The 21,071-nt window shown below is 70.6% G+C and carries 13 protein-coding genes and 1 pseudogene; 8 read left to right on the top strand and 6 right to left on the bottom strand.

Going from position 1 to position 21,071, the window contains the following annotated elements; all coding sequences use genetic code 11:
* Positions 1-199: 199 nt before the first annotated feature.
* Positions 200-985: a TetR/AcrR family transcriptional regulator gene (locus tag ACTWQE_RS18620; RefSeq protein ID WP_443330093.1), complete on the top strand. Its 786-nt coding sequence runs from the start codon at positions 200-202 to the stop codon at positions 983-985.
* 42 nt (positions 986-1,027) lie between these two features.
* On the opposite strand, the gene pulA is transcribed toward ACTWQE_RS18620, so the two are convergent.
* Positions 1,028-3,754, bottom strand: a complete 2,727-nt coding sequence (gene pulA, locus ACTWQE_RS18615) for a pullulanase-type alpha-1,6-glucosidase (protein ID WP_443330120.1) — start codon at positions 3,752-3,754, stop codon at positions 1,028-1,030.
* 59 nt (positions 3,755-3,813) lie between these two features.
* Positions 3,814-5,160 (bottom strand): annotated as a pseudogene (locus ACTWQE_RS18610) (alpha-amylase); the annotation flags it as partial.
* Positions 5,161-5,513: 353 nt separating this feature from the next.
* On the opposite strand from ACTWQE_RS18610, the gene ACTWQE_RS18605 reads away from it, so the two are divergent.
* The 6 genes from ACTWQE_RS18605 to ACTWQE_RS18580 all read left to right on the top strand — a co-directional run bounded on the left by ACTWQE_RS18605 (position 5,514) and on the right by ACTWQE_RS18580 (position 12,731).
* Complete coding sequence (locus ACTWQE_RS18605; protein WP_443330092.1) at positions 5,514-6,815, top strand: extracellular solute-binding protein; 1,302 nt, start codon at positions 5,514-5,516, stop codon at positions 6,813-6,815.
* A 297-nt stretch (positions 6,816-7,112) separates the two neighbouring features.
* Entirely contained in the window at positions 7,113-8,126 is a 1,014-nt protein-coding gene (locus ACTWQE_RS18600) for a carbohydrate ABC transporter permease (protein WP_443330091.1), read from the top strand.
* Entirely contained in the window at positions 8,123-8,980 is an 858-nt protein-coding gene (locus ACTWQE_RS18595) for a sugar ABC transporter permease (protein WP_443330090.1), read from the top strand. Before ACTWQE_RS18600 ends, ACTWQE_RS18595 begins: the two co-directional genes overlap by 4 nt.
* Before the next feature lie 96 nt (positions 8,981-9,076).
* A complete protein-coding gene (locus ACTWQE_RS18590; RefSeq protein WP_443330089.1) occupies positions 9,077-10,705 on the top strand; it encodes a glycoside hydrolase family 13 protein in 1,629 nt (542 codons plus the stop codon).
* 25 nt (positions 10,706-10,730) lie between these two features.
* A complete protein-coding gene (locus tag ACTWQE_RS18585) occupies positions 10,731-11,831 on the top strand; it encodes a LacI family DNA-binding transcriptional regulator (protein WP_443330088.1) in 1,101 nt (366 codons plus the stop codon).
* Positions 11,832-11,867: 36 nt separating this feature from the next.
* A complete protein-coding gene (locus ACTWQE_RS18580; protein ID WP_443330087.1) occupies positions 11,868-12,731 on the top strand; it encodes a phosphatase PAP2 family protein in 864 nt (287 codons plus the stop codon).
* A gap of 18 nt (positions 12,732-12,749) precedes the next feature.
* Here the strand turns inward: ACTWQE_RS18580 and ACTWQE_RS18575 are convergent, their stop codons facing one another.
* From ACTWQE_RS18575 to ACTWQE_RS18560, 4 genes are all read right to left on the bottom strand, one after another.
* The gene (locus ACTWQE_RS18575; protein ID WP_443330086.1) at positions 12,750-15,797 is read right to left on the bottom strand and encodes a bifunctional [glutamine synthetase] adenylyltransferase/[glutamine synthetase]-adenylyl-L-tyrosine phosphorylase; all 3,048 of its coding nucleotides are present in this window, start codon (positions 15,795-15,797) and stop codon (positions 12,750-12,752) included.
* A gap of 110 nt (positions 15,798-15,907) precedes the next feature.
* Positions 15,908-17,269: a type I glutamate--ammonia ligase gene (glnA, locus tag ACTWQE_RS18570; RefSeq protein ID WP_443330085.1), complete on the bottom strand. Its 1,362-nt coding sequence runs from the start codon at positions 17,267-17,269 to the stop codon at positions 15,908-15,910.
* A 140-nt stretch (positions 17,270-17,409) separates the two neighbouring features.
* Complete coding sequence (locus ACTWQE_RS18565) at positions 17,410-18,261, bottom strand: alpha/beta fold hydrolase (protein ID WP_443330084.1); 852 nt, start codon at positions 18,259-18,261, stop codon at positions 17,410-17,412.
* Positions 18,258-18,938, bottom strand: a complete 681-nt coding sequence (locus ACTWQE_RS18560; RefSeq protein ID WP_443330083.1) for a DUF998 domain-containing protein — start codon at positions 18,936-18,938, stop codon at positions 18,258-18,260. The genes ACTWQE_RS18565 and ACTWQE_RS18560 overlap by 4 nt, the downstream gene beginning before the upstream one ends.
* Before the next feature lie 344 nt (positions 18,939-19,282).
* Here ACTWQE_RS18560 and ACTWQE_RS18555 point away from each other — a divergent pair, with 344 nt between their 5' ends.
* Complete coding sequence (locus tag ACTWQE_RS18555; protein WP_443330082.1) at positions 19,283-21,037, top strand: NAD+ synthase; 1,755 nt, start codon at positions 19,283-19,285, stop codon at positions 21,035-21,037.
* Positions 21,038-21,071 lie beyond the last annotated feature (34 nt).

Below are 21,071 nucleotides of genomic sequence, written 5' to 3'. Positions count from 1 at the left end.
TCACCCGGCCCGCCCGTTCCGCTCCCTCCTCCCCTCACCCGGCCCGCTCGTTCCCCTCCGCTCACCCCGCCCGCCCGTTCCGCCCCCTCACCCGGCCCCGCCCGGGCCGGGTTGGCGTCCGCGCGAGACCGTAGTCATGGCCTCTGCCTGCGGCGATGCCCTGGAGAACACCATCCGGGCCCCCGGATATGGTGTTCGTATGACAAGTGGGGTGCGCCGCAGGATGGGCGTGGAGGAACGGCGTGAGCAGCTGATCGCCGTGGCACAGGAACTGTTCAGCCAACGCCCGCCGGGGCAGGTGTCCATCGACCAGATCGCCACGGCCGCGGGCATCTCGCGCCCCCTCGTCTATCACTACTTCCCGGGCAAGAACAGCCTGTACGACGAGGTGGTGCGGCGCGCGGCCGACGAGCTGACGCGAGGCTTCGTCGAACCGCACGAAGGGGCGCTCGGGCCGCGGTTGCTGCGGGTCATGCGACGCTTCTTCGACTTCGTCGACCAGCACGCGCCGGGCTTCGAAGCTCTGCTGCGCGGCGGCTCGTCCGTCGGCTCGGAACAGGCCAACGCCCTCATCGACAAGGTGCGCCAGGCGGCGTACGACCACATGCTGGCTCATCTGGAGGTCAGCGACCCGGGGCCGCGGATCGTGCTCGCGGTCCGTTCCTGGATCGGGCTGACCGAGACCACGGCCCTCACCTGGCTGGACGGCCGGCGCATTCCCCGTGCCGAGCTGGAGTTGCAGCTCGTGCACGACTTCATGGCGCTGCTGGCGGTGAGCGCGGCGTACGACGAGGAGGCCGCGGCACTCGTACGGCGCATCGCCGCGCGCGAGCGGGTGGACGGGACGTTGGGCGACCTGGTGACCCGACTGATCGCCCTGGCACCACAGCGGCCCGGGACGGCAGACGGCGCCTGGACGACGGACGGCGCCGGGACGACGGAGGCCTCCGGCACGGCGAACAAGCCCGTCCACAGGATCGAATGACGTGTGGCCCGCTGTCCCGGTGGACAGCGGGCCACGGTGGTCTCATCCGCGGCTGAACACCGCGACCGTGCGGGCCGGGACCGTGAAGGTGCCCGTGCCGCGGTCGTAGGAGGAGGTCCTCACCACCGCGTCCGCGCCCTCGGCCTGGACGCGGTGCAGCGCGTACGGGGTGCCCGCGAGGGAGGCGATCCGCTGGCCCTGCCGTTCGGGAGTGGCGTTGAAGACCACGACCAGCCCGCCGAGACGCATCGTGATCACACCGGGGGTCTCGTCCTTCCCCGAGAGCGGGAAGGAGAGCTCCGACCGCACGGCCTCCGCCGAGGAGAGACCGAAGGACTTCTCGGTGGTGCCGATGGTCAGCAGGTCGCGGTAGGCGGCCGACGCGGACCGGGTCTCCTCGCAGCCCGCGCGCAGGGCCGGGTCGGCCAGGAGCGGCCGGGCGTACGGCCACGTGGGCTCGTTGTCCGCCGCCGGGGGCAGCCCGCGGCCGAAGCCGTTGCCCTCCGCGCCGCACTGCCAGTGGATGGCGTTGAACCAGTCGCCACTGTCGTAGGAGTTGCGGTCCAGCGACTTGGAGCGCAGCAGGTCCGTGCCGGCCTGGGAGAGCGCCGGACCCTGGGAGAGGGCGGCGGTGGCCATCGCCAGGACCTGCATCCTGGCCCGGTCACCGGGTGTCGTACGCCGCGGCAGCTTGAAGGCCAGCGCGTCGTAGAGCGTCTCGTTGTCATGGGCGTCGGCATAGGCGAGGGCATCGCCGGGGGCCTCCGCATAGCCGGCCGGAGCGCCGTTGTAGTCGACCTCCGAGCCCTTGACCTGCTGGCCCGAGGAGTCCGTGAAGGTGAAGTCCTGCAGACTGCCGGTCAGTCCGACCTTGATCAGGTCCTGCTCGTGCAGCAGCCGCGTCTTCTGCTCGGCCGGGGAGCCGTTCGCGGGTGAGCTGTTGGGGTCGGTGAACAGGCCCGAGGCGAAGCCCTGTACGCGCGGGTCCTCGTCGAACGGGCCGCCGCCCCGGGCCGCGTCGCGCGCGCGGTCGCTGAAGGTGGCGATACCGGTGCCCGCCATGTTCGCCTGGGTGGCCTGGCTGAAGCGGGCGTCGTCCGCGACCTCGCCGAAGTTCCACCCCTCGCCGTAGAGGACGATCCTCTTCCCGTCGACGCCGTCCCTCTCCGGCGTGAGCGCGTCCAGCGCCCTGCGGACGGCGAGGATGTTCGCCTTCGGATGGTGGCCCATGAGGTCGAAGCGGAAGCCGTCGACCTTGTACTCCTTCGCCCAGGTGACGATCGAGTCGACGACGAGCTTGCCCATCATGGTGTGCTCGGGAGCGGTGTTGGCACAGCACGTGGAGGTGGCCACCGAGCCGTCGGCCAGCAGCCGCTGGTAGTAGCCGGGGACGATCCTGTCCAGGACGGACTTCTCGCTCTGGCCGCTCGCGACGGTGTGGTTGTAGACGACGTCCATGACCGTGCGCAGGCCTGTGGCGTTGAGGCCCTGGACCATACGGCGGAATTCCACCGTGCGCCGCAGGCCGTCGGGGTCGCTCGCGTAGGAGCCCTCGGGGACGGTGTGGTGCAGCGGGTCGTAGCCCCAGTTGTACGCGTCCGTCGCCGCGGTCGCGGCCACGCACTTCTGCTGCTCCGCGGAGTCGGCGGGATAGGAGCCCAGGTCGCAGCGGGGCTCGGTCCGGTCGGAGGACCGTTCCGGAATGGTGCCGATGTCGAAGGCCGGGAGGAGATGGACGTACGAGGTGCCGGCCGCCGCGAGTCTCCTCAGGTGCCGGACGCCGTCCGAGCGCTGGTCGGTGAAGGCCTGATAGGTGCCGGGGTGGTGGGAGGTGCGGTCCGCGATGGAGAAGTCGCGGATGTGCAGCTCCTGGATCCGGGCCGTGCGCAGCGGCACCGGCCGGGGCTTCCTCAGCGATGACCAGCCCCGGGGCGCGAGGGCCGGATCGGCCAGGTCGACGACCAGGCTGCGCCGTGAGCCGGCGGTCAGGGCCGTCGAGTAGGGGTCGGTGACCCTGTTGGTGACGACCTTGTGGACCGAGGGTGCCCACACCGTCACCGCGTAGCGGTAGGGCTTACCGGCCCAGCTCTTCTCTCCCCGCACGGACCAGACTCCGCTGGCCTCGTCCCGGGACATCCGGACCGTACGGCCGGCGAGGTCGAGCGACACCTTCCGCGCGGTCGGCGCCCAGACGGAGAGGGTGGGACGTCCGTCGGCGAAGACCGGTCCGAGCCGCGCACGCGAGGCCCTGGCCCCGTACAGATCGTCCAGGACTCCGGGGATCTGCACCCCGGTCGCCGCGAGCAGCGCCCCGGAGCCCTCGGCCCGGGAGGGGGTGCCCCCGGCCGCCCGTTGGACGGCGAGGAGCCGGCCCTTGAGGGCCGTACGGACACGGTGCCGGTCGCGCGGGTCGACGGTGAAGGCCGGATAGTCCTTGAGATGGGGGTACGCGTCCTTCTGGGCGTCGGTCAGCTCGGTGGGCCTCAGCCGCAGCCGGTGACCCCGGTGCGACAGCTTCCCGTCCTCGATGGTGATGCCGCCCCTGGGTGCGTAGACGAGTTGCTGGCTGGTGGCGCCGGTGGCCCGGACCTTCCAGGCCACGGTGGAGCGGTCGATCCACTGCGCTTCGGACGTGGTGAGGTCCGGGCCGGGCACGCTGTCCGCCGTCGGCGGGGCGTACGGGCTTCCGGACGGCGTGGCGGATGCAGGCAGGGCCGGCGAGAGGGCCGCGCACAGGGTGACGGCGACGGCCACGGCCGTTCTGTGCAGAGCGGGGAGGGTCACGGACGGGGTCTCCTTGACGAAGGGGACGAAGGGGGCCGGCTTCAGCCGGCGCAGCCGCGGGCGCCGATGTGCAGTGCTACGGCCGTGTTCGCGCCGAGGGTGGCGGTGAACCGGCCGGAGCCGTCGACCGTGACGCCCTTGCCGCTCTGCACATCGCAGTAGTCGCCGGCCGGCAGCGACGTCTGCCACGTACGGCTCAGAGAGGTGTTCTCGTGGTTGATGGCGACGAAGCCCTTGGCTCCGCGGCCGAACGCGATGGCGTCATGGCCGTTGTCCCACCACTGGGTGACGGCGGTGCCGCGCACGGCGTTGCGGAAGCCGACCATGTCCGCGATCTCCCGCCACTTGTGCTGGCACTTCCAGCCGTCGGTGTAGCAGGCCTTCACCGCGCCGCCGTCGGGCGGGCCCGCGTCGCGGTCGCTGAACTCGTAGCCGGAGTGGACGTCCGGGGCGCCGTAGGGCCAGGCCAGCATGAAGACGTGGGCCAGGGTGTAGTCGGCGCCGTCCTTGTAGGTGAGGGTGTCGCCGCCGCGCTCGGTGTCGTGGTTGTCGACGAAGACGGCGGACTTGCCGCTCTCCATATAGCCCCAGCCCTCGCCGTAGTTCTTCAGATACGACAGTTGCTCGCTGGTGAAGACCCGCTTGAGGTCACGGGCGTACCGGAACTCCTGGACGTCGCCGTTGCCCAGGTACTCGCTCGGTGATACGGCCTCGCCCGCCCCGTGGATCGCCTCCTGCTTCCAGTAGGCGTCGGGGTCGCTCAACTTGCGCTTGATCGCGGCGAGGTCACCGGTCGGCATGTGCTTCGCGGCATCGATCCGCAGCCCGTCCACGCCCAGCGACAGCAGATCGTTGAGATATCCGGCGATCCTGGAGCGGACGTACTCCTCGCCGGTGTCCAGGTCGGCGAGACCGACCAGCTCGCAGTTCTGCACATCGGCCCGGTCCTGGTAGTTGCCGATGGCCGACCGGCAGTCGTCCATGTCCTGCGACTGGTAGTGGCCCGGGTAGTCGTACTTGGTGTATGACGAGCCGCCAGTGCCGGTGCCGGACGCGGCGGCCATGTGGTTGATCACGGAGTCGGCGACGACCTTGACGCCCTCGGCGTGACAGGCGTCGACCATGTTCTTGAAGGCGGCGCGGTCGCCGAGCCGGCCGGCGATGCGGTAGCCGACGGGCTGGTACGAGGTCCACCACTGACTGCCCTGGATGTGCTCCTGCGGCGGTGAGACCTGGACGTAGCCGTAGCCGGCCGGGCCGAGGGTGTCCCGGCACTCCCGGGCCACCGAGTCGAAGCGCCACTCGAAGAGGACGGCGGTGACGTCCTTGTCGCCGGGCGGGGCCGCCTGTGCCCGCTGAGCCGTGCCGGGCACGGCAAGGGCCGCCGCCATGCTCACGACAATTAAACCGGCGGCGAGGGACCTGCTGAGGGTGCCGGCCATGTGGGGGGCCTCCTGTTTGGGGGGAGGTGCGGGACGAATGGCGCAGCCTCGTGCGGCAACGCGCCATGCCCGTAAGGCCATTGATGAAGATTCTTGCAGCAAGCCGACAGCGCATTGCTGCGGTCGAGACCGTACGAGGCTCAACCACCGGGGTCAAGCCCCAGGACACAGGGAGGTCACAGCGGAGACATCACAGCGTTTTCTCTCTGCAAGGCCTTTCGCAAGAGATTGCAGCCTGTTACGTTCCTGCCAGCCCGGACCGCCAAGGGACAAGCCGGGTCACATTCAATGAGGAGATCCATATGCGTCGAGGCATATCGATCGCCGCGGTGGCCGGGGTGCTGGCTCTGACGGCGACGGCCTGCGGTGGCGACACCGGCGGCAGCGGGGGCGACGGGTCGAAGGCCGCCAAGGACCCGGGCAGCGTCTCCGGCACCGTCACCTGGTGGGACACCGCCAACGAGGCCGAGGGCCCGGCGTACAAGAAGCTGGTCGCGGACTTCGAGAAGAAGTACCCGAAGATCGACGTCAAGCAGGTGCCGGTGTCCTTCGACGCCGCCGAGCAGAAGTTCAAGACCGCCGCCCAGTCCGGGAAGGGCGCACCCGATGTGATGCGTACGGACGTCGGCTGGACCGCGGGCTTCGCCAACCTCGGCTACCTCCAGCCCCTCGACGGCACCGCCGCCCTGGAGAACGAGGAGGACTTCCTCCCCGGCCCGCTGTCCACCGCGAAGTACAAGGGCCGGACGGTAGGCGTCCCGCAGGTCACCGACACCCTCGGCCTCCTGTACAACAAGGAGGTCTTCAAGAAGGCCGGGATCGTGAAGCCCCCTGCCACCTGGGACGAGTTCATCGAGACCGCGAAGACGATCAAGAAGAGGACCGGGGTCGCGGGCACCCAGCTCAACCCCGAGGGCTACTTCTCCCTGCCGTTCATCTACGGCGAGGGCGGTGACATGCTCGACGTCAAGGGCAAGAAGATCACCGTGAACTCACCCGAGGCCGTCAAGGGTGTCGAGACCGCGCTGAAGCTGGTGAAGTCCGGTGTCTCGCTGAAGCCCGCCACCACCGACGGCTACGTCGACATGCAGACGGCCTTCAAGGACGGCAAGGTCGCCATGGTGGTCAACGGCCCCTGGTCGACCGCCGACGACTTCACCGGCAAGGCCTTCAAGGACAAGAAGAACCTGGGTATCGCCCCCATCCCGGCCGGCTCCTCCGGCAAGGGCGCGGCTCCCATCGGGGGCCACAACTACTCGGTCTACCGGGGCACGAAGAACCTCGACGCCGCCTATCTCTTCGTGAAGTTCATGACGTCGGCGAAGAGCCAGGAGTACACCGCCACCGAGCTGGGCACGCTGCCCACCCGCACATCGGCGTACACCGCGGCGGTCACCGCCGACCCGGTCAGGAAGGCCTTCAAGGACGCACTGGCCACCTCCAGGGCGCGCCCGTCCATTCCCGGCGTCGGTGATCTCTTCGTCGCCTTCGACCAGCACTATGTGAAGATCCTGCGCGGCCAGGTCGCCCCGAAGGCCGGGCTCGACGCACTGGCGGAGGAGTGGAAGACCAAGCTGATCAAGGACTACACGATCGGCGGCTGAGCACAGGGCCTGTCTGACAAATAGCGCCGTCCGCCGCAAGGCGGGGCCCACGGCGCATGGCGCGTGCGGCTGCAAGGCGGAGGAGTGTCCTCGTAGTGGGCTACTCGGACACTCCGACAACGCAGCAGACGGGCGTGCCAGGCGTCGTGGGCCAGGCGGGATTTGTCAGACAGGACCTGTCTCCGGCTCGGCCGGCCGGGGGTCCGCCCCGCTCGCGTGGGACGGAACCCACGCGCCCGGCCGGCCGAGCCGGTTCCCGTCCGTTCCGCACGCAGAACCCGTAGAAAGCCTGGAGCCATGACCACAGCCGTCACCCAGCCCCGGAGCGCTCCCGGCGCCGGGAGCGCCGGGGGCCCGGAAAAGCGTCCGCGCCCCGGACTGCTCGCCCGGGCCAGGCGATCGTTCAACCACCACTGGTACGCCTGGGCGATGGTGCTGCCCGTCGTCGTGGTCCTGGCCGTGCTCGTCGGCTATCCGCTCGGCCGCGGCCTCTATCTCTCCTTCACCGATGCCAACGAGGCCAACATCGGCCGCACCATCGGGAATTTCGAGGTCCCGTCGACGTACACCTTCGTCGGCCTCGACAACTACTGGGACATCCTCTCCGGCAAGGAGGGGTCGTTCTATCCCCGGTTGACCTGGACCGTGATCTGGACCGCCAGCTGTGTGTTCCTGCACTACACCATCGGTCTCGGTCTGGCGATGCTGCTCAACCGCCCGGTCAGGGGCCGCTCCCTGTACCGGGTGCTGCTGATCCTGCCCTGGGCGGTCCCGGCATTCGTCGCCGCCTTCGCCTGGAAGCTGATGTACAACGGCCGCAACGGCGTCTTCAACGCGCTGCTCGCCGAGGTCGGTGTCGCTCCGGTCGACTGGCTCGGCGACCCCTTCATCCAGAAGATCTCGGTCATCATGGTCAACACCTGGCTCGGGGTGCCGTTCATGATGGTCGCGATCCTCGGCGGACTGCAGTCGATCCCCCGGGAACTGCACGAGGCGGCCGAGATGGACGGGGCCTCGCCGTGGCAGCGGTTCCGCCATGTCACCCTTCCCGGCCTCCGCCCGGTCAGCAGCACCGTCATCCTGCTGGGCACCATCTGGACGTTCAATATGTTCCCGATCATCTATCTGGTGATCGGCCAGGCCGGGGGGACCGAGAGCGAGATCCTGGTGACCTACGCCTACCGCCTCGCCTTCCAGGGCGTACGGGACTACGCCGGTTCGGCCTCGTACGGCATCGTCATCCTCTCCCTCCTGCTGGTCTTCTCCGTCTTCTACCGCAGGATGCTGACCCGTCAGGAGACCGCCCGATGAGCGGCACCACAGCCGTACGCATACGCAAGCGCGGGGAGCGGGCCCGGGGTTCGTCGGTGGCCCTGCACGCCACGCTGGGACTGGCCGCACTGGTCGCGCTGTTCCCGGTCCTCTTCATCGTCCTGGTGTCGCTGCGCGGCGAGAACGGCTGGACGCATCCGATGGAGATGTCCGGCTTCTCCCTCGCCAACTACACCAGGGTGCTGGGCGAGACGGAGTTCCTGAACTGGTTCGGGAACTCGCTGGTGGTCGCCGGAGGCAACACGCTCGTCGGCGTCCTCATCTCCGCCACCGCCGGATACGCCGTCTCCCGGATGCGCTTCCCCGGGCACGGATCGCTGATGTGGTCCTTTCTGCTCTTCCAGATGTTCCCGGTGGCGGTGCTGATCGTGCCGCTCTACAACATCCTGGGAAAGCTGGGCCTGCTGGACAGCTACGGCGGTCTGATCCTCACCTACTGCTCGGTGTCCGTGCCGTTCTGCGCCTGGATGCTCAAGGGCTACTTCGACACGGTGCCCACCGAGATCGACGAGTCGGGGCGCGTCGACGGGCTCACCCCGTTCGGCACCTTCTGGCGGCTGATCGTGCCGCTCGCACGGCCCGGTCTGGCCGTCACCGCCTTCTACTCCTTCATCACGGCGTGGAGCGAAGTCGCCTACGCCACCCAGTTCATGTCCAGCGAGGAGAACTACACCCTCGCCGTCGGGCTGCAGACCTTCATCGGCCCGCACCGGGCCGAATGGGGCCTGATGACGGCCTCCTCGGTACTGATCACCATCCCGGCCGGCCTGATGTTCTTCTTCGCCCAGAAGCACCTGGTCGCCGGGCTGACCGCGGGCGGCACCAAGGGTTGATCTCCGTATCCCGGTCCGCGCGCGGCGCGTTGACTCCTACGACCAAGCCTTCGCCTGTGATGCCCCTCCGTTGGGCCTACCCGATAGGGACGCAATATGACCCAGGACCTCGCCCCGTCCGTCCGCGAGCAGCCGGCCGGGCAGCACACCCAGGGCTGGTGGCGCAGTGCCGTCATCTACCAGGTGTATGTGCGCTCGTTCGCGGACAGTGACGGCGACGGTATCGGCGACCTGCGCGGAATCCGCGAGAGGCTGCCCTACCTCGCCGAACTGGGCGCGGACGCCGTCTGGCTCACTCCCTTCTACGCCTCGCCGCAGGCCGACGGCGGATACGACGTGGCCGACTACCGCGCCGTGGACCCGCTGTTCGGCGATCTCTCGGACGCCGACGACCTGGTGCGTACGGCTCATGAGCTCGGGCTCAGAGTGATCGTGGACATCGTCCCCAACCACACCTCGGACCAGCATGTGTGGTTCCGGGCCGCGCTCGCGGAGGGAGCGGGCGCGGCCTCCAGGGACCGGTACCACTTCCGGCCCGGCAAGGGCCCGGGCGGTGAACTGCCCCCGAACGACTGGGAGTCGGTGTTCGGCGGCCCGGCCTGGACGCGTACGGCCGAGCCGGACGGCACCCCCGGCGAGTGGTATCTGCACCTCTTCGCGCCCGAGCAGCCCGACCTCAACTGGGACAACCAGGAGGTGCGGGAGGAGTTCGATTCGATCCTGCGCTTCTGGCTGGACCTGGGTGTCGACGGTTTCCGTATCGACGTCGCGCACGGCATGGTCAAGGCCCCCGGTCTGCCGGACATCGGCGCCGGCGAGCAGGCCAAGATGATCGGCGCGCAGACGCTGCCGTTCTTCGACCAGGACGGGGTGCATGAGATCCACCGCTCCTGGCGGAAGCTGCTCGACTCCTACGACGGCGACCGGATCGGAGTCGCGGAGGCCTGGGCGCCGACCTCCGAGCGGCTCGCGCTGTACGTACGCCCCGACGAGCTGCACCAGGCGTTCAACTTCCAGTTCCTGACCTGCGCATGGGACGCGACCGCGATGCGTACGGTGATCGACGAGTCGCTGTCCGCGACCACCTCGGTCGGCGCGCCCACCACCTGGGTGCTGTCCAACCACGACGTCGTCCGGCACACCACCCGCTACGGCGGCGGTGAGCGAGGCCTGGCCCGGGCCCGCGCCGCCGCCCTGCTGATGCTCGCGCTGCCCGGTTCCACCTATGTCTACCAGGGCGAGGAGCTGGGCCTTCCCGAGGTCGTGGATCTGCCCGACGAGGTGCGCCAGGACCCGGCGTTCTTCCGCGGGGACGGCCAGGACGGCACCCGCGACGGCTGCCGGGTGCCGATCCCGTGGTCGGGCGAGCGGTCGCCGTACGGCTTCGGGCCGGGCGGCAGCTGGCTGCCGCAACCGGCGGCCTGGCAGGAGCTGTCGGTCGAGGCACAGTCGGGTGACCCGCGCTCCACCCTGGAGCTGTACCGCTCGGCGCTGGTGCTGCGCCGGGATCTGCCGGGGCTGGGCGACGGACCGATGACCTGGCTGGACGCGCCCACCGGGGTGCTGGCCGTGTCGCGTCCCGGGTTCGTGTGCACGCTCAACACACTGGGCGGGGAGATCGAACTCCCGGTACCGGGACGGCCGCTGCTCTCCACCCGACCGCTCGAGTTCGCCGGAGGCACCGTCCGTGTCCCGGCCGATTCCTGTGTGTGGTGGGCGGTCTGAGATGCGACCGGTACAGTCCCGTTCCGTGACCGCGCGCCTTGCTGACATCGCAGCTCAGGCGGGGGTCAGCGAAGCGACGGTCAGCCGTGTCCTCAACGGGAAGCCGGGCGTGGCCGCGACCACCCGCCAGTCCGTGCTGGCCGCGCTGGACGTGCTGGGTTACGAGCGCCCGGTGCGGCTGCGTCAGCGGAGCGCCGGCCTGGTCGGGTTGATCACCCCGGAGCTGGAGAATCCGATCTTTCCGGCCTTCGCGCAGGTGATCGGACAGGCGCTGACCCGCGAGGGGTACACGCCGGTGCTGGCGACCCAGACCCCGGGCGGCGCCACCGAGGACGAGCTGACCGAGCTGCTGGTGGACCGCGGGGTCGCCGGGATCATCTTCATCTCCGGGCTGCACGCCGACACCTCCGCCGATATGCAGCGGTACGAGCAGCTACGGGCCCAGGGTGTGCCGTTCGTGCTCGTCAACGGCTTCTCCTCGAAGGTGCAGGCGCCCTTCGTCTCGCCCGACGACCGGGCGGCGATGCGTCTGGCGGTCACCCATCTCGCGGCGCTCGGCCACGAGCGGATCGGGCTGGCGCTGGGCCCCAAGCGGTTCGTACCGGTGCAGCGGAAGATAGAGGGCTTTCTGAGCAGCATGGAGGAGCAGCTGGGCCTCGGCACGGAGGAGGCCGAGTCGCTGGTGCGGCACTCGCTGTTCTCGCTGGAGGGCGGCCAGGCGGCCGCCTCCGCGCTGCTCGACCGGGGCTGTACGGCGGTGGTGTGCGCGAGCGACATGATGGCGCTCGGCGCGGTCCGGGCCGCCCGGCAGCGCGGCCGGAACGTGCCGCACGACGTGTCGGTGATCGGCTTCGACGACTCGCCGTTGATCGCCTTCACCGATCCGCCGCTGACCACGATCCGACAGCCGGTCGCCGCGATGGGGCAGGCGGCGGTGCGGGCGCTGCTGGAGGAGGTCGGCGGCACCCTTCCCCTGCCCTCCTCGGGCGGGGCCCGGGCCCCGCTGTACAACGAGTTCGTCTTCCTCCCGGAGCTGGTGGTACGCGGTTCGACGGCCGCCGGTCCGAAGGGGCAGCAGAGCCTGTCCAGGCGTAGCGTGGGTGAGGAGGAACCGACCGGCGAATGATCTGTCGATGGCGACGATCTGGCAGACTGTCGCGCTATGGGTGAAGTAACCGTGAGGACTCTGGAAGGCCGTCGCGCGGCCACCACTCCGTCACCCATCGAGGAGCGCGCGGACCGTGCCGCGCTCCAGCGGTCCCTGACGGACCGGTTGCGTACCCCTCGTCGGCCCCGGCTCTGGTTCGAGATCCTGCTGATCGCGGTCAGTTACTGGACGTACTCGCTGATCCGCAACGCGGTGCCCGAGCAGAGGGCGGAGGCGATGCGCAACGCCGACTGGATCTGGCGTGCGGAGGAGGCCCTCGGCATCGCCGTGGAGAAAACGGTCAACCATGCCCTGAACTCGGTGGAATGGCTGATCGTGGGCATGAACTACTACTACGCCACGCTGCACTTCATCGTGACCATCGCGGTTCTGGTGTGGCTCTACCGCTGGCACCCGGGGCGCTACGCGGCGACGCGGCTCGTGCTCTTCGTGGCCACGGGTGTGGCCCTTCTCGGCTACTACCTGTATCCGCTGGCGCCGCCCCGGCTGATGCCGCGCGGCGGTTTCGTCGACACGGTGCTGGTGCACGAGACGTGGGGCTCGATGGCGTCCGGCAATCTCGCCGCCATGTCGAACCAGTACGCGGCGATGCCGTCGATGCACATCGGCTGGTCGGTGTGGTGCGGCATCACCATCGCGATGCTGGCCCGTCCGCTGTGGGCGAAGGTGCTCGGCATGGTCTATCCGACGTTCACCCTGCTGGTGATCGTCGCGACGGCGAACCACTTCTGGCTGGACGCGGTCGGCGGGCTGATGTGCCTGTCGTTCGGCTTCGCGCTGTCCTTCGCCTGGTACGGCTCGATGGCGTACCGGCTGCCCCGACAGGTGGCGGTGCAGCCGGAGCTGCGGCCGGTCTGAGCGTGCCGCGGCGAGCTCTCATGCCCCGTAGAACAGCTCCTCGACGACCCCCCGTGCCCGTCGTGTGATCCGTCGGTAGTCGTCGAGCATCTTTCCGACATGACCCGGCTCGTACCCCAGATAGCGCCCCACCGCCGCGAGCTCCCGCCCGTCGGTGGGGAAGGTATCGCCGGGCCGTCCGCGCACCAGCATCACGGCGTTGCGGACCCGGGCGGCGAGCACCCAGGCCTCGTCGAGGATCTCCGCGTACTCGGTGGAGATCAGCTCCGCCGCATGGGCGGCGTGCAGCGCCTCCCGGGTGCGGGTGGTCCGCAGGCCCGGCTCCGCCCAGCCGTGCCGCATCTGCAGCAGCTGTACGGTCCACTCGACGTCGGACAGCCCGCCGCGGCCCAGCTTGGTGTGGGTGGTCCGGTCGGCGCCCCGCGGCAGCCGCTCGGACTCCATCCGGGCCTTGAGCCGGCGGATCTCCCGTACGGCGTCCTCGCCGAGGCCCTCGACGGGGTAGCGCAGCGGGTCGATCAGCTCGATGAACCGCTCCCCCAGATCCCGGTCGCCCGCCACCGGTTCGGCACGCAGCAGCGCCTGGCTCTCCCAGACCAGCGACCAGCGCCGGTAGTAGGCGGCGTACGAGGCCAGCGTGCGCACCAGGGGTCCGGACTTGCCCTCCGGGCGCAGGTCGGCGTCGATCAGCAGCGGAGGGTCGGCGGTGGGCAGCTGGAGCAGTCGGCGCATCTCGTTGGCGACGGCGAAGGCGGCCCGCGCGGCCTCCTGTTCGTCCACGCCCTCGCGGGCCTCGTGGACGAAGAGCACATCGGCGTCCGAGCCGTAGCTCAGCTCGTACCCGCCGAAACGGCCCACTCCGATCACGGCGAAGCGGGTGGGCAGCTCATCGCCCCAGGTGGCACGCACCGCGGCCCGCAGCGCGCCCGCGATGGTCACTGCGGTGATGGTGCTGATCGCGCTGCCGACCATGTCGACGGCGCGGCCGCCGGTGAGGGGGTGGTCGGCCTCCTCCGCGAGGCCGGCCTCGGTGCCGTACGCCCCGATGAGGTCGGCCGCGGCGGTACGGAACAGCTCGCGGCGCCGTACGCCGCGGGACGTGACGAGCGCCTGCTCCGGCCCGTCGGACCGGCCCATGGCGGCAAGGATCTCCTGCTCCAGATGCGCCCGGTCGCGAGGCTTGAGCCCCTCGGGGTCACCGAGCAGGGCGACCGCCTCGGGGGCGCGCAGCAGCAGGTCGGGGGCGAGCCGGCCGGCGGACAGCACCCGGGCGAGATTCTCCGCGGCGGCGCCCTCGTCCCGGAGCAGCCGCAGGTACCAGGGGGTCTTGCCCAGCGCGTCCGAGACCTTGCGGAAGTTGAGCAGCCCGGCGTCGGGGTCCGCCGAGTCGGCGAACCAGCCCAGCAGCACGGGCAGCAGGGTGCGCTGGATCGCTGCCTTGCGGGTGACGCCCGAAGCCAGGGCCTCCAGGTGGCGCAGGGCGGCAGCCGGGTCGGCGTAACCGAGCGCTTCGAGACGCTGGCGCGCGGCCCGGGGGCTGAGCCGGGCCTCGCCCGGCTCCAGCTGGGCGACGGCGTCGAGCAGCGGCCGGTAGAAAAGCTTCTCGTGCAGCCTGCGCACCTCGCGCGCGTGCCGCTTCCACTCCCGGCGCAGGGTGGTCACCGGCTCCGTACGAAAGCCCAGGGAGCGGCCGAGGCGGCGCAGATCGGCCTCGTCCTCGGGGACGAGATGGGTGCGGCGCAGCTTGTACAGCTGGATGCGGTGTTCCATCGAGCGCAGGAAACGGTACGCGCGGTCGAGCGAGGCAGCGTCCGCGCGTCCGACGTAGCCGCCCGCGGCGAGCGCGGCCAGCGCGTCGAGGGTGGCGCCGCTGCGCAGGTCGGGGTCGGTGCGGCCGTGCACGAGCTGGAGGAGCTGGACGGCGAACTCCACGTCCCGCAGCCCGCCGGGGCCGAGCTTGAGCTCCCGGTCGACCTGGGCCGCGGGGATGTTGTCGACCACGCGGCGGCGCATCTGCTGCACGTCGGGGACGAAGTTCTCCCGCTCGGCGGCCTGCCAGACCAGGGGCTCGACGGCGTCCACGTACTCCTGGCCCAGGGCCATGTCGCCGGAGACCGGCCGGGCCTTGAGCAGCGCCTGGAACTCCCAGGTCTTGGCCCACCGCTGGTAGTAGGCCAGATGGCTGGAGAGGGTCCGCACCAGCGGGCCGTTGCGGCCCTCGGGGCGCAGATTGGCGTCCACCGGCCAGATGGTGCCCTCGGCCGTGGTGTCGGAGCAGATCCGCATCATGTGCGAGGCCAGCCGGGTCGCAGCCTGCATCGCCTTGGGCTCCTCGGTGCCGTCGAGGGGTTCGGCGACGAAGATGACGTCCACGTCGGACACGTAGTTCAGCTCATGGCCGCCGCACTTGCCCATGGCGATCACGGCGAGCCGGCAGGCCTTGGCGTCGGCAGGTGCCTGGGCCTCGGCGATGGCCAGGGCGGCGCGCAGGGTGGCGGTCGCCAGATCGGCCAGTTCGGCGGCGCTGTCGGCGACGTCGATGGTCCCGCAGACGTCGCGGGCGGCGATGGTGAGCAGACAGCGGCGGTACGCGGCGCGCAGCGCGTCGGGGTCCTTCGCCTCGTCGAGGCAGCGCTCGAACTCGTCGACGCCCGGATGCAGATCGGCCGCCTCGTAGGTGACGAGCGCGTGCCAGTCCAGCGGGTGCCGGGAGAGGTGGTCGCCGAGCGCCTCGGACGCGCCGAGCACGCCGAGCAGCCGGTCGCGCAGGGGCTTCGCGGCGATCAGGGTGTCGAGCAGCGTCTGGGCCTCGGGCCGCCCCCCGTCCTCCCCGGACGCCGCCTCCACCTCGTCCCGCAGCGACAGCCCCTCCACGAGGCGTACCAGGCCCATCAGCGCGAGGTCGGGGTCGGCGGTCTCGCCGAGGGCGTCCAGGAGGACGGAGTCGGTGCTGACGGCCGAGAACTCGGGGGCGTCGAGCAGCCGGGCGGCGGCCGAGGGGTCGGTGAAGCCGTACCTGAGCAGCCGGGTGAACGTACTGCTTCTGCGTCCTTGCGGTACCCGCATCCCGCCGCCTCCCGTCCCTGGAGCACGCCCCCGCCGGCCTGCCGCCCTCGCGGTCAAGGGCTGGTGACGAGCCTATCCGGGGTCGGCGGGCCGGGCTGCCCGATGCCGGATCAGAGAACCGGCAGGTTCTTGCGCAGCTCGAAGGCCGTGACCTCGGAGCGGTACTCCTCCCACTCCTGCTTCTTGTTGCGCAGGAAGAAGTCGAAGACATGCTCGCCGAGGGTCTCCGCAACCAGCTCGCTGCGCTCCATCAGCGCGATGGCCTCGCCGAGGTTCTGCGGCAGGGGCTCGATGCCCATCGCACGGCGCTCGGCGTCGGTCAGCGCCCAGACGTCGTCGTCCGCGCCGGCCGGGAGCCGGTAGTCCTCCTCGACGCCCTTGAGCCCGGCCGCGAGCAGCACCGCGTACGCCAGATAGGGATTGGCGCCGGAGTCCAGCGAGCGGACCTCGATCCGCGTCGAGACGGTCTTGCCCGGCTTGTACATGGGCACGCGGATCAGCGCCGAGCGGTTGTTGTGGCCCCAGCAGATGTACGAGGGCGCCTCACCGCCCGCGCCCGCCGTGCGCTGGGAGCCGCCCCAGATCCGCTTGTAGGAGTTCACCCACTGGTTCGTCACGGCCGCGATCTCGCCGGCGTGCCGCAGCAGGCCCGCGATGAAGGCCTGTCCGACCTTCGACAGCTGGTACTCGGCACCGGACTCGTGGAAGGCGTTGCGGTCGCCCTCGAAGAGCGAGAGATGCGTGTGCATCCCGGAGCCCGGGAACTCCGAGAAGGGCTTGGGCATGAAGGTGGCCTGCACGCCCTGCTCCAGCGCGACCTGCTTCATGATCAGCCGGAACGTCATGATGTTGTCCGCGGTCGACAGCGCGTCCGCGTACCGCAGATCGATCTCCTGCTGGCCGGGCGCGCCCTCGTGGTGGGAGAACTCCACGGAGATGCCCATGGACTCGAGCATGGTGATCGCCTGCCGGCGGAAGTCCATGCCGACGTTCTGCGGTGTGTGGTCGAAGTAGCCGGAGGAGTCCGCGGGGACCGGACGGCTGCCGTCCACCGGCTTGTCCCTGAGCAGGAAGAACTCGATCTCGGGGTGGGTGTAGAAGGTGAAGCCCAGGTCCGAGGTCTTGGCCAGGATCCGCTTGAGGACATAGCGGGGGTCCGCGTACGACGGCGAGCCGTCCGGCATCAGGATGTCGCAGAACATCCGGGCCGTTCCGGGGGCCTCGGCGCGCCAGGGCAGGATCTGGAACGTGGCCGGATCCGGCTTGGCGATCATGTCGGATTCGTAGACCCGTGCGAATCCCTCGATCGCCGAGCCGTCGAAGCCGATGCCTTCGTCGAATGCCTGCTCGAGCTCCGCTGGTGCCACCGCGACCGACTTGAGAAAACCGAGCACATCGGTGAACCACAGGCGCACGAAGCGGATGTCGCGCTCTTCGAGCGTGCGGAGCACGAACTCCTGCTGCTTGTCCATCGCTACTTCCTTGCAGGTCGGACGGCTTGTTCAGCGCCGCCGGGCACATCGTGGGGGCCGGATCAGTATCACCAGGGGCAGTTTCCAGCAGGTTACGCGTCTCCACCGGTGGTGGCGCAATTCAGGTGCGGGCGAACCCGTCAGTCGGCGCGGAGCACCGCCCGGGCCACCGCGGCAGGGTCGTCGAGCATCACCAGGTGCCCTGCGGGGGCGGAGATCCGGAACTCTCCTCCGAGCAGCGCGGCGAGCTCCCGCTGCCGCTCGAGCCAGCGCAGTTCCCGCGGCGAGTCCGTGGCGCCGTACGCCGCCAGGACGGTGACGGGCACGCGGGGCAGCGGGTGCCGGGCGCGCAGCGCGGCCAGTTCCGCCGCCACGTCCGGGTAGGTGGCGTTCTCCAGCAGCCCGGCCCGCAGTGCACGGCTGGTGCCGTAGCAGCGGCGTACGAGCTCGCCCGGCGCGGGGTCGCGGTGCCGTACGGTCTCCGCCCGGACCGTGAGGCGCCGGGCGGTACGGCCCAGCGCCCGCGGCAGGCCCGCGGCCGACAGCGCCGCGGCCAGCAGCCGGGCGGTGCCGATCCGCAGCCCCGGCGGGAACGGTGATCGGGGGTTCTCCTCGACGCTGCCGTCCAGCAGGACGAGCCCCGCTGTGCGCGCGGCGTGCAGTCTGGCGAACGCCTCGGCGTGGAATCCGGCGAGGGAGTGCCCGACGACCTCGCAGGGGCCGGTCAGTCCGAGCGCGTCCAGGACACGCAGAATGCGGCCGGCCTCCCCCGCGGCGGTCGGGACGCGCGGGGACGGGGCGCTGAGGCCCAGCCCTGGACGGTCGAAGCGGACCACGGTGCGGTGCGCGGTGAGCAGCGGCACCACGGGATCCCAGTCGAACCAGCTGCTGCCGAGCCCGCCGCTGAGGACGCACACCGGGCCCGACCCCTCGCACAGGACGTGCGTGGGCACCCCGTCGATCCGGAGCATGCGCCCGGGGACGCGCGTCATACGGTCCGCTCCCGCACGGCGTATGCCAGTACGGCGGTCCAGACCGCGATGAGCAGCACCTGCAGCCGCTGTCCGGCCCCCAGGTACCACTGGCCCCAGCCTGTCTCGAAGGCCGCGACGGCGGCCAGGGTCCAGACGGTGGCGAGCAGTTCACCGGCCAGGAGATGCGGGCCGAAACGGGCGACGGGCGCCCACCGGCCGTAGCGGCGGGCCGCGAGCGTCAGCGCCGCCACGGCCACCAGCGCGCCGCCCATCGCGACCGCGCTGCTGACGACGTGCGCCATATGCGTGACGGGCACCAGACCGGCGGCCTCGCGGGCTGCGCACCCGGTGTCGTCTGTCGCCGCGCAGCTCAGGGGAAGCCGCGAGTCGATCGCGGTGGCGGCGCCGAACACGGCCATCCCGGCCCAGCCGAAGGTGGCCCACGGGGCGCGGCGCGGCTCCCGGCGCAGCGCGATCACGGCGGCTGCGAGGAACATCATTCCGGCGGCGAGGTCGGTCGTCCGGAACAGTGTTCCGAGCGGCTGGTCGGTCGCCGCGAGCTCACTGACGTACGTCCCGCCGGGGTCCAGGCCGGTGGCCAGGACGGCCTCCAGCACCCAGGCGGTGTAGGCGGCCGCTCCGAGTGCGAGCAGGACGGAGATGAGACGCGGGGCACCGGACATAGTGGGCGTCATGCTATCGCCGCAGCTCAGCGGAGCAATCAGCACGGGGGGACCCGGCACCGCGTTCACCACAGCGGGCGCCGGGCCGCCCCGCCGCGTTCGGAAGAGCCGTCCCCAAGCCTGATGGTGTCCGGGCCGCGGCCGTCAGCCGCGGCCGCCGATCGAGACGGCGGTCTGCGGGCTGCCCCGGCCTCAGCTCCGACGAGGCCCGTGCCTGCACCGGACGGGGCCTTCACGTTCCCGGCCGGCCCGGCCTCCCCGGATCCTCGGAGGACCCGGCGGCGGGCCCGCACCGCATGCTGGAGCGCGTACCGCCCGCCCCTGGATCGCGTCAGAGAGACGATTACACTGACCGCGTGCCTCAACTTCGTCTCGCCCTGAATCAGATCGACTCGACCGTCGGCGATCTCGCCGGGAACGCCGAGACGATCGTCCATTGGACCCGGCACTCCGCCGAGCAGGGGGCCCATCTGGCCGCCTTCCCGGAAATGGCGCTGACCGGATACCCCGTCGAGGACCTGGCGCTGCGCTCCTCCTTCGTCGAGGCGTCCCGCGCCGCCCTGCGCGCGCTCGCGGCGCGGCTCGCGGAGGAGGGCTTGGGTGAACTCCCGGTGGTCGTCGGCTATCTCGACCGGTCGGAGAAGGCACAGCCGCGTTACGGCCAGCCCGCGGGCGCCCCGCAGAACGCCGCGGCGGTCCTCCACCGCGGCGAGGTGGTGCTGACCTTCGCCAAGCACCACCTTCCCAACTACGGCGTCTTCGACGAGTTCCGCTACTTCGTCCCCGGCGAGACCCTGCCCGTCATCCGTGTCCATGGCATCGATGTCGCCCTCGCCATCTGCGAGGACCTGTGGCAGGAAGGCGGCCGCGTCCCCGGAGCCCGCTCCGCCGGCGCGGGACTGCTGCTCTCCATCAACGCCTCCCCCTACGAGCGCGAGAAGGACGACACCCGCCTGGAACTCGTCCGCAAGCGCGCCCAGGAGGCAGGCTGCACCACCGCCTATCTGGCGATGATCGGCGGCCAGGACGAACTGGTCTTCGACGGCGACTCGATCGTCGTCGCGCCCGACGGCGAAGTGATCGCCCGCGCGCCCCAGTTCGCCGAGGGCTGTGTCGTGATCGACCTGGACCTGCCGGAGGCTGCCCCGGAGCCGCCCTCCGGCACGGTGGACGACGGTCTGCGCGTCGACCACGTCACCCTCTCCCCCACCCCGCTCCCTCCCTACGAGCCCGAGCTCACCGGCGGGTACGCCGAACGCCTGGACGACGCCGAGGAGGTCTACTCCGCGCTGGTCGTCGGCCTGCGCGCGTACGCGGCCAAGAACGGCTTCCGCAGCGTCCTCATCGGCCTGTCCGGCGGCATCGACTCGGCGCTCGTCGCCGCCATCGCATGCGACGCGCTCGGCGCGCAGAACGTCCACGGCGTCTCCATGCCCTCCCGCTACTCCTCGGAGCACTCCAAGGAGGACGCCGCCGAGCTCGCGCGCCGTACGGGTCTGCACTACCGCACGGTGCCCATCGGCCCCATGTTCGACGCCTATATGGAAGCGCTACAGCTCACGGGCCTGGCCGAGGAGAACCTGCAGTCCCGGCTGCGTGGTACCACCCTGATGGCCATCTCCAACCAGGAGGGCCATATCGTGCTCGCGCCGGGGAACAAGTCCGAACTCGCCTGCGGCTATTCCACCCTCTACGGCGACTCGGTCGGCGCCTACGGCCCGATCAAGGACGTCTACAAGAGCCAGGTCTTCCGCCTCGCCACATGGCGCAACCGGGCGGCAGAGGACCGCGGGCAGACGCCCCCGATCCCGGAGAACTCCATCTCCAAACCACCCAGCGCCGAGCTGCGCCCGGGGCAGGTCGACACCGACTCGCTGCCGGACTACGACGTCCTCGACCAGATCCTCGAACGGTACGTGGACCGGGACCAGGGCCGGGCGGAGATCGTCGCCTCCGGCTTCGACCCGGACCTCGTCACCCGGGTGCTCCGCCTGGTCGACACGGCGGAGTACAAGCGGCGCCAGTACCCGCCGGGCACCAAGATCTCGGCCAAGGGCTTCGGCAAGGACCGCCGGCTCCCCATCACCAACCGCTGGCGCGAACACGGCTGACGAGAAACGCCCCACCCGGGGCCACCACGAAAGC

The organism is Streptomyces sp. 8N706 (genome assembly GCF_052245415.1).
GTDB lineage: Bacteria > Actinomycetota > Actinomycetes > Streptomycetales > Streptomycetaceae > Streptomyces.
The sequence above is the reverse complement of the archived record's forward strand: the minus strand, read 5'-3'. Positions and strand labels throughout refer to the sequence as shown.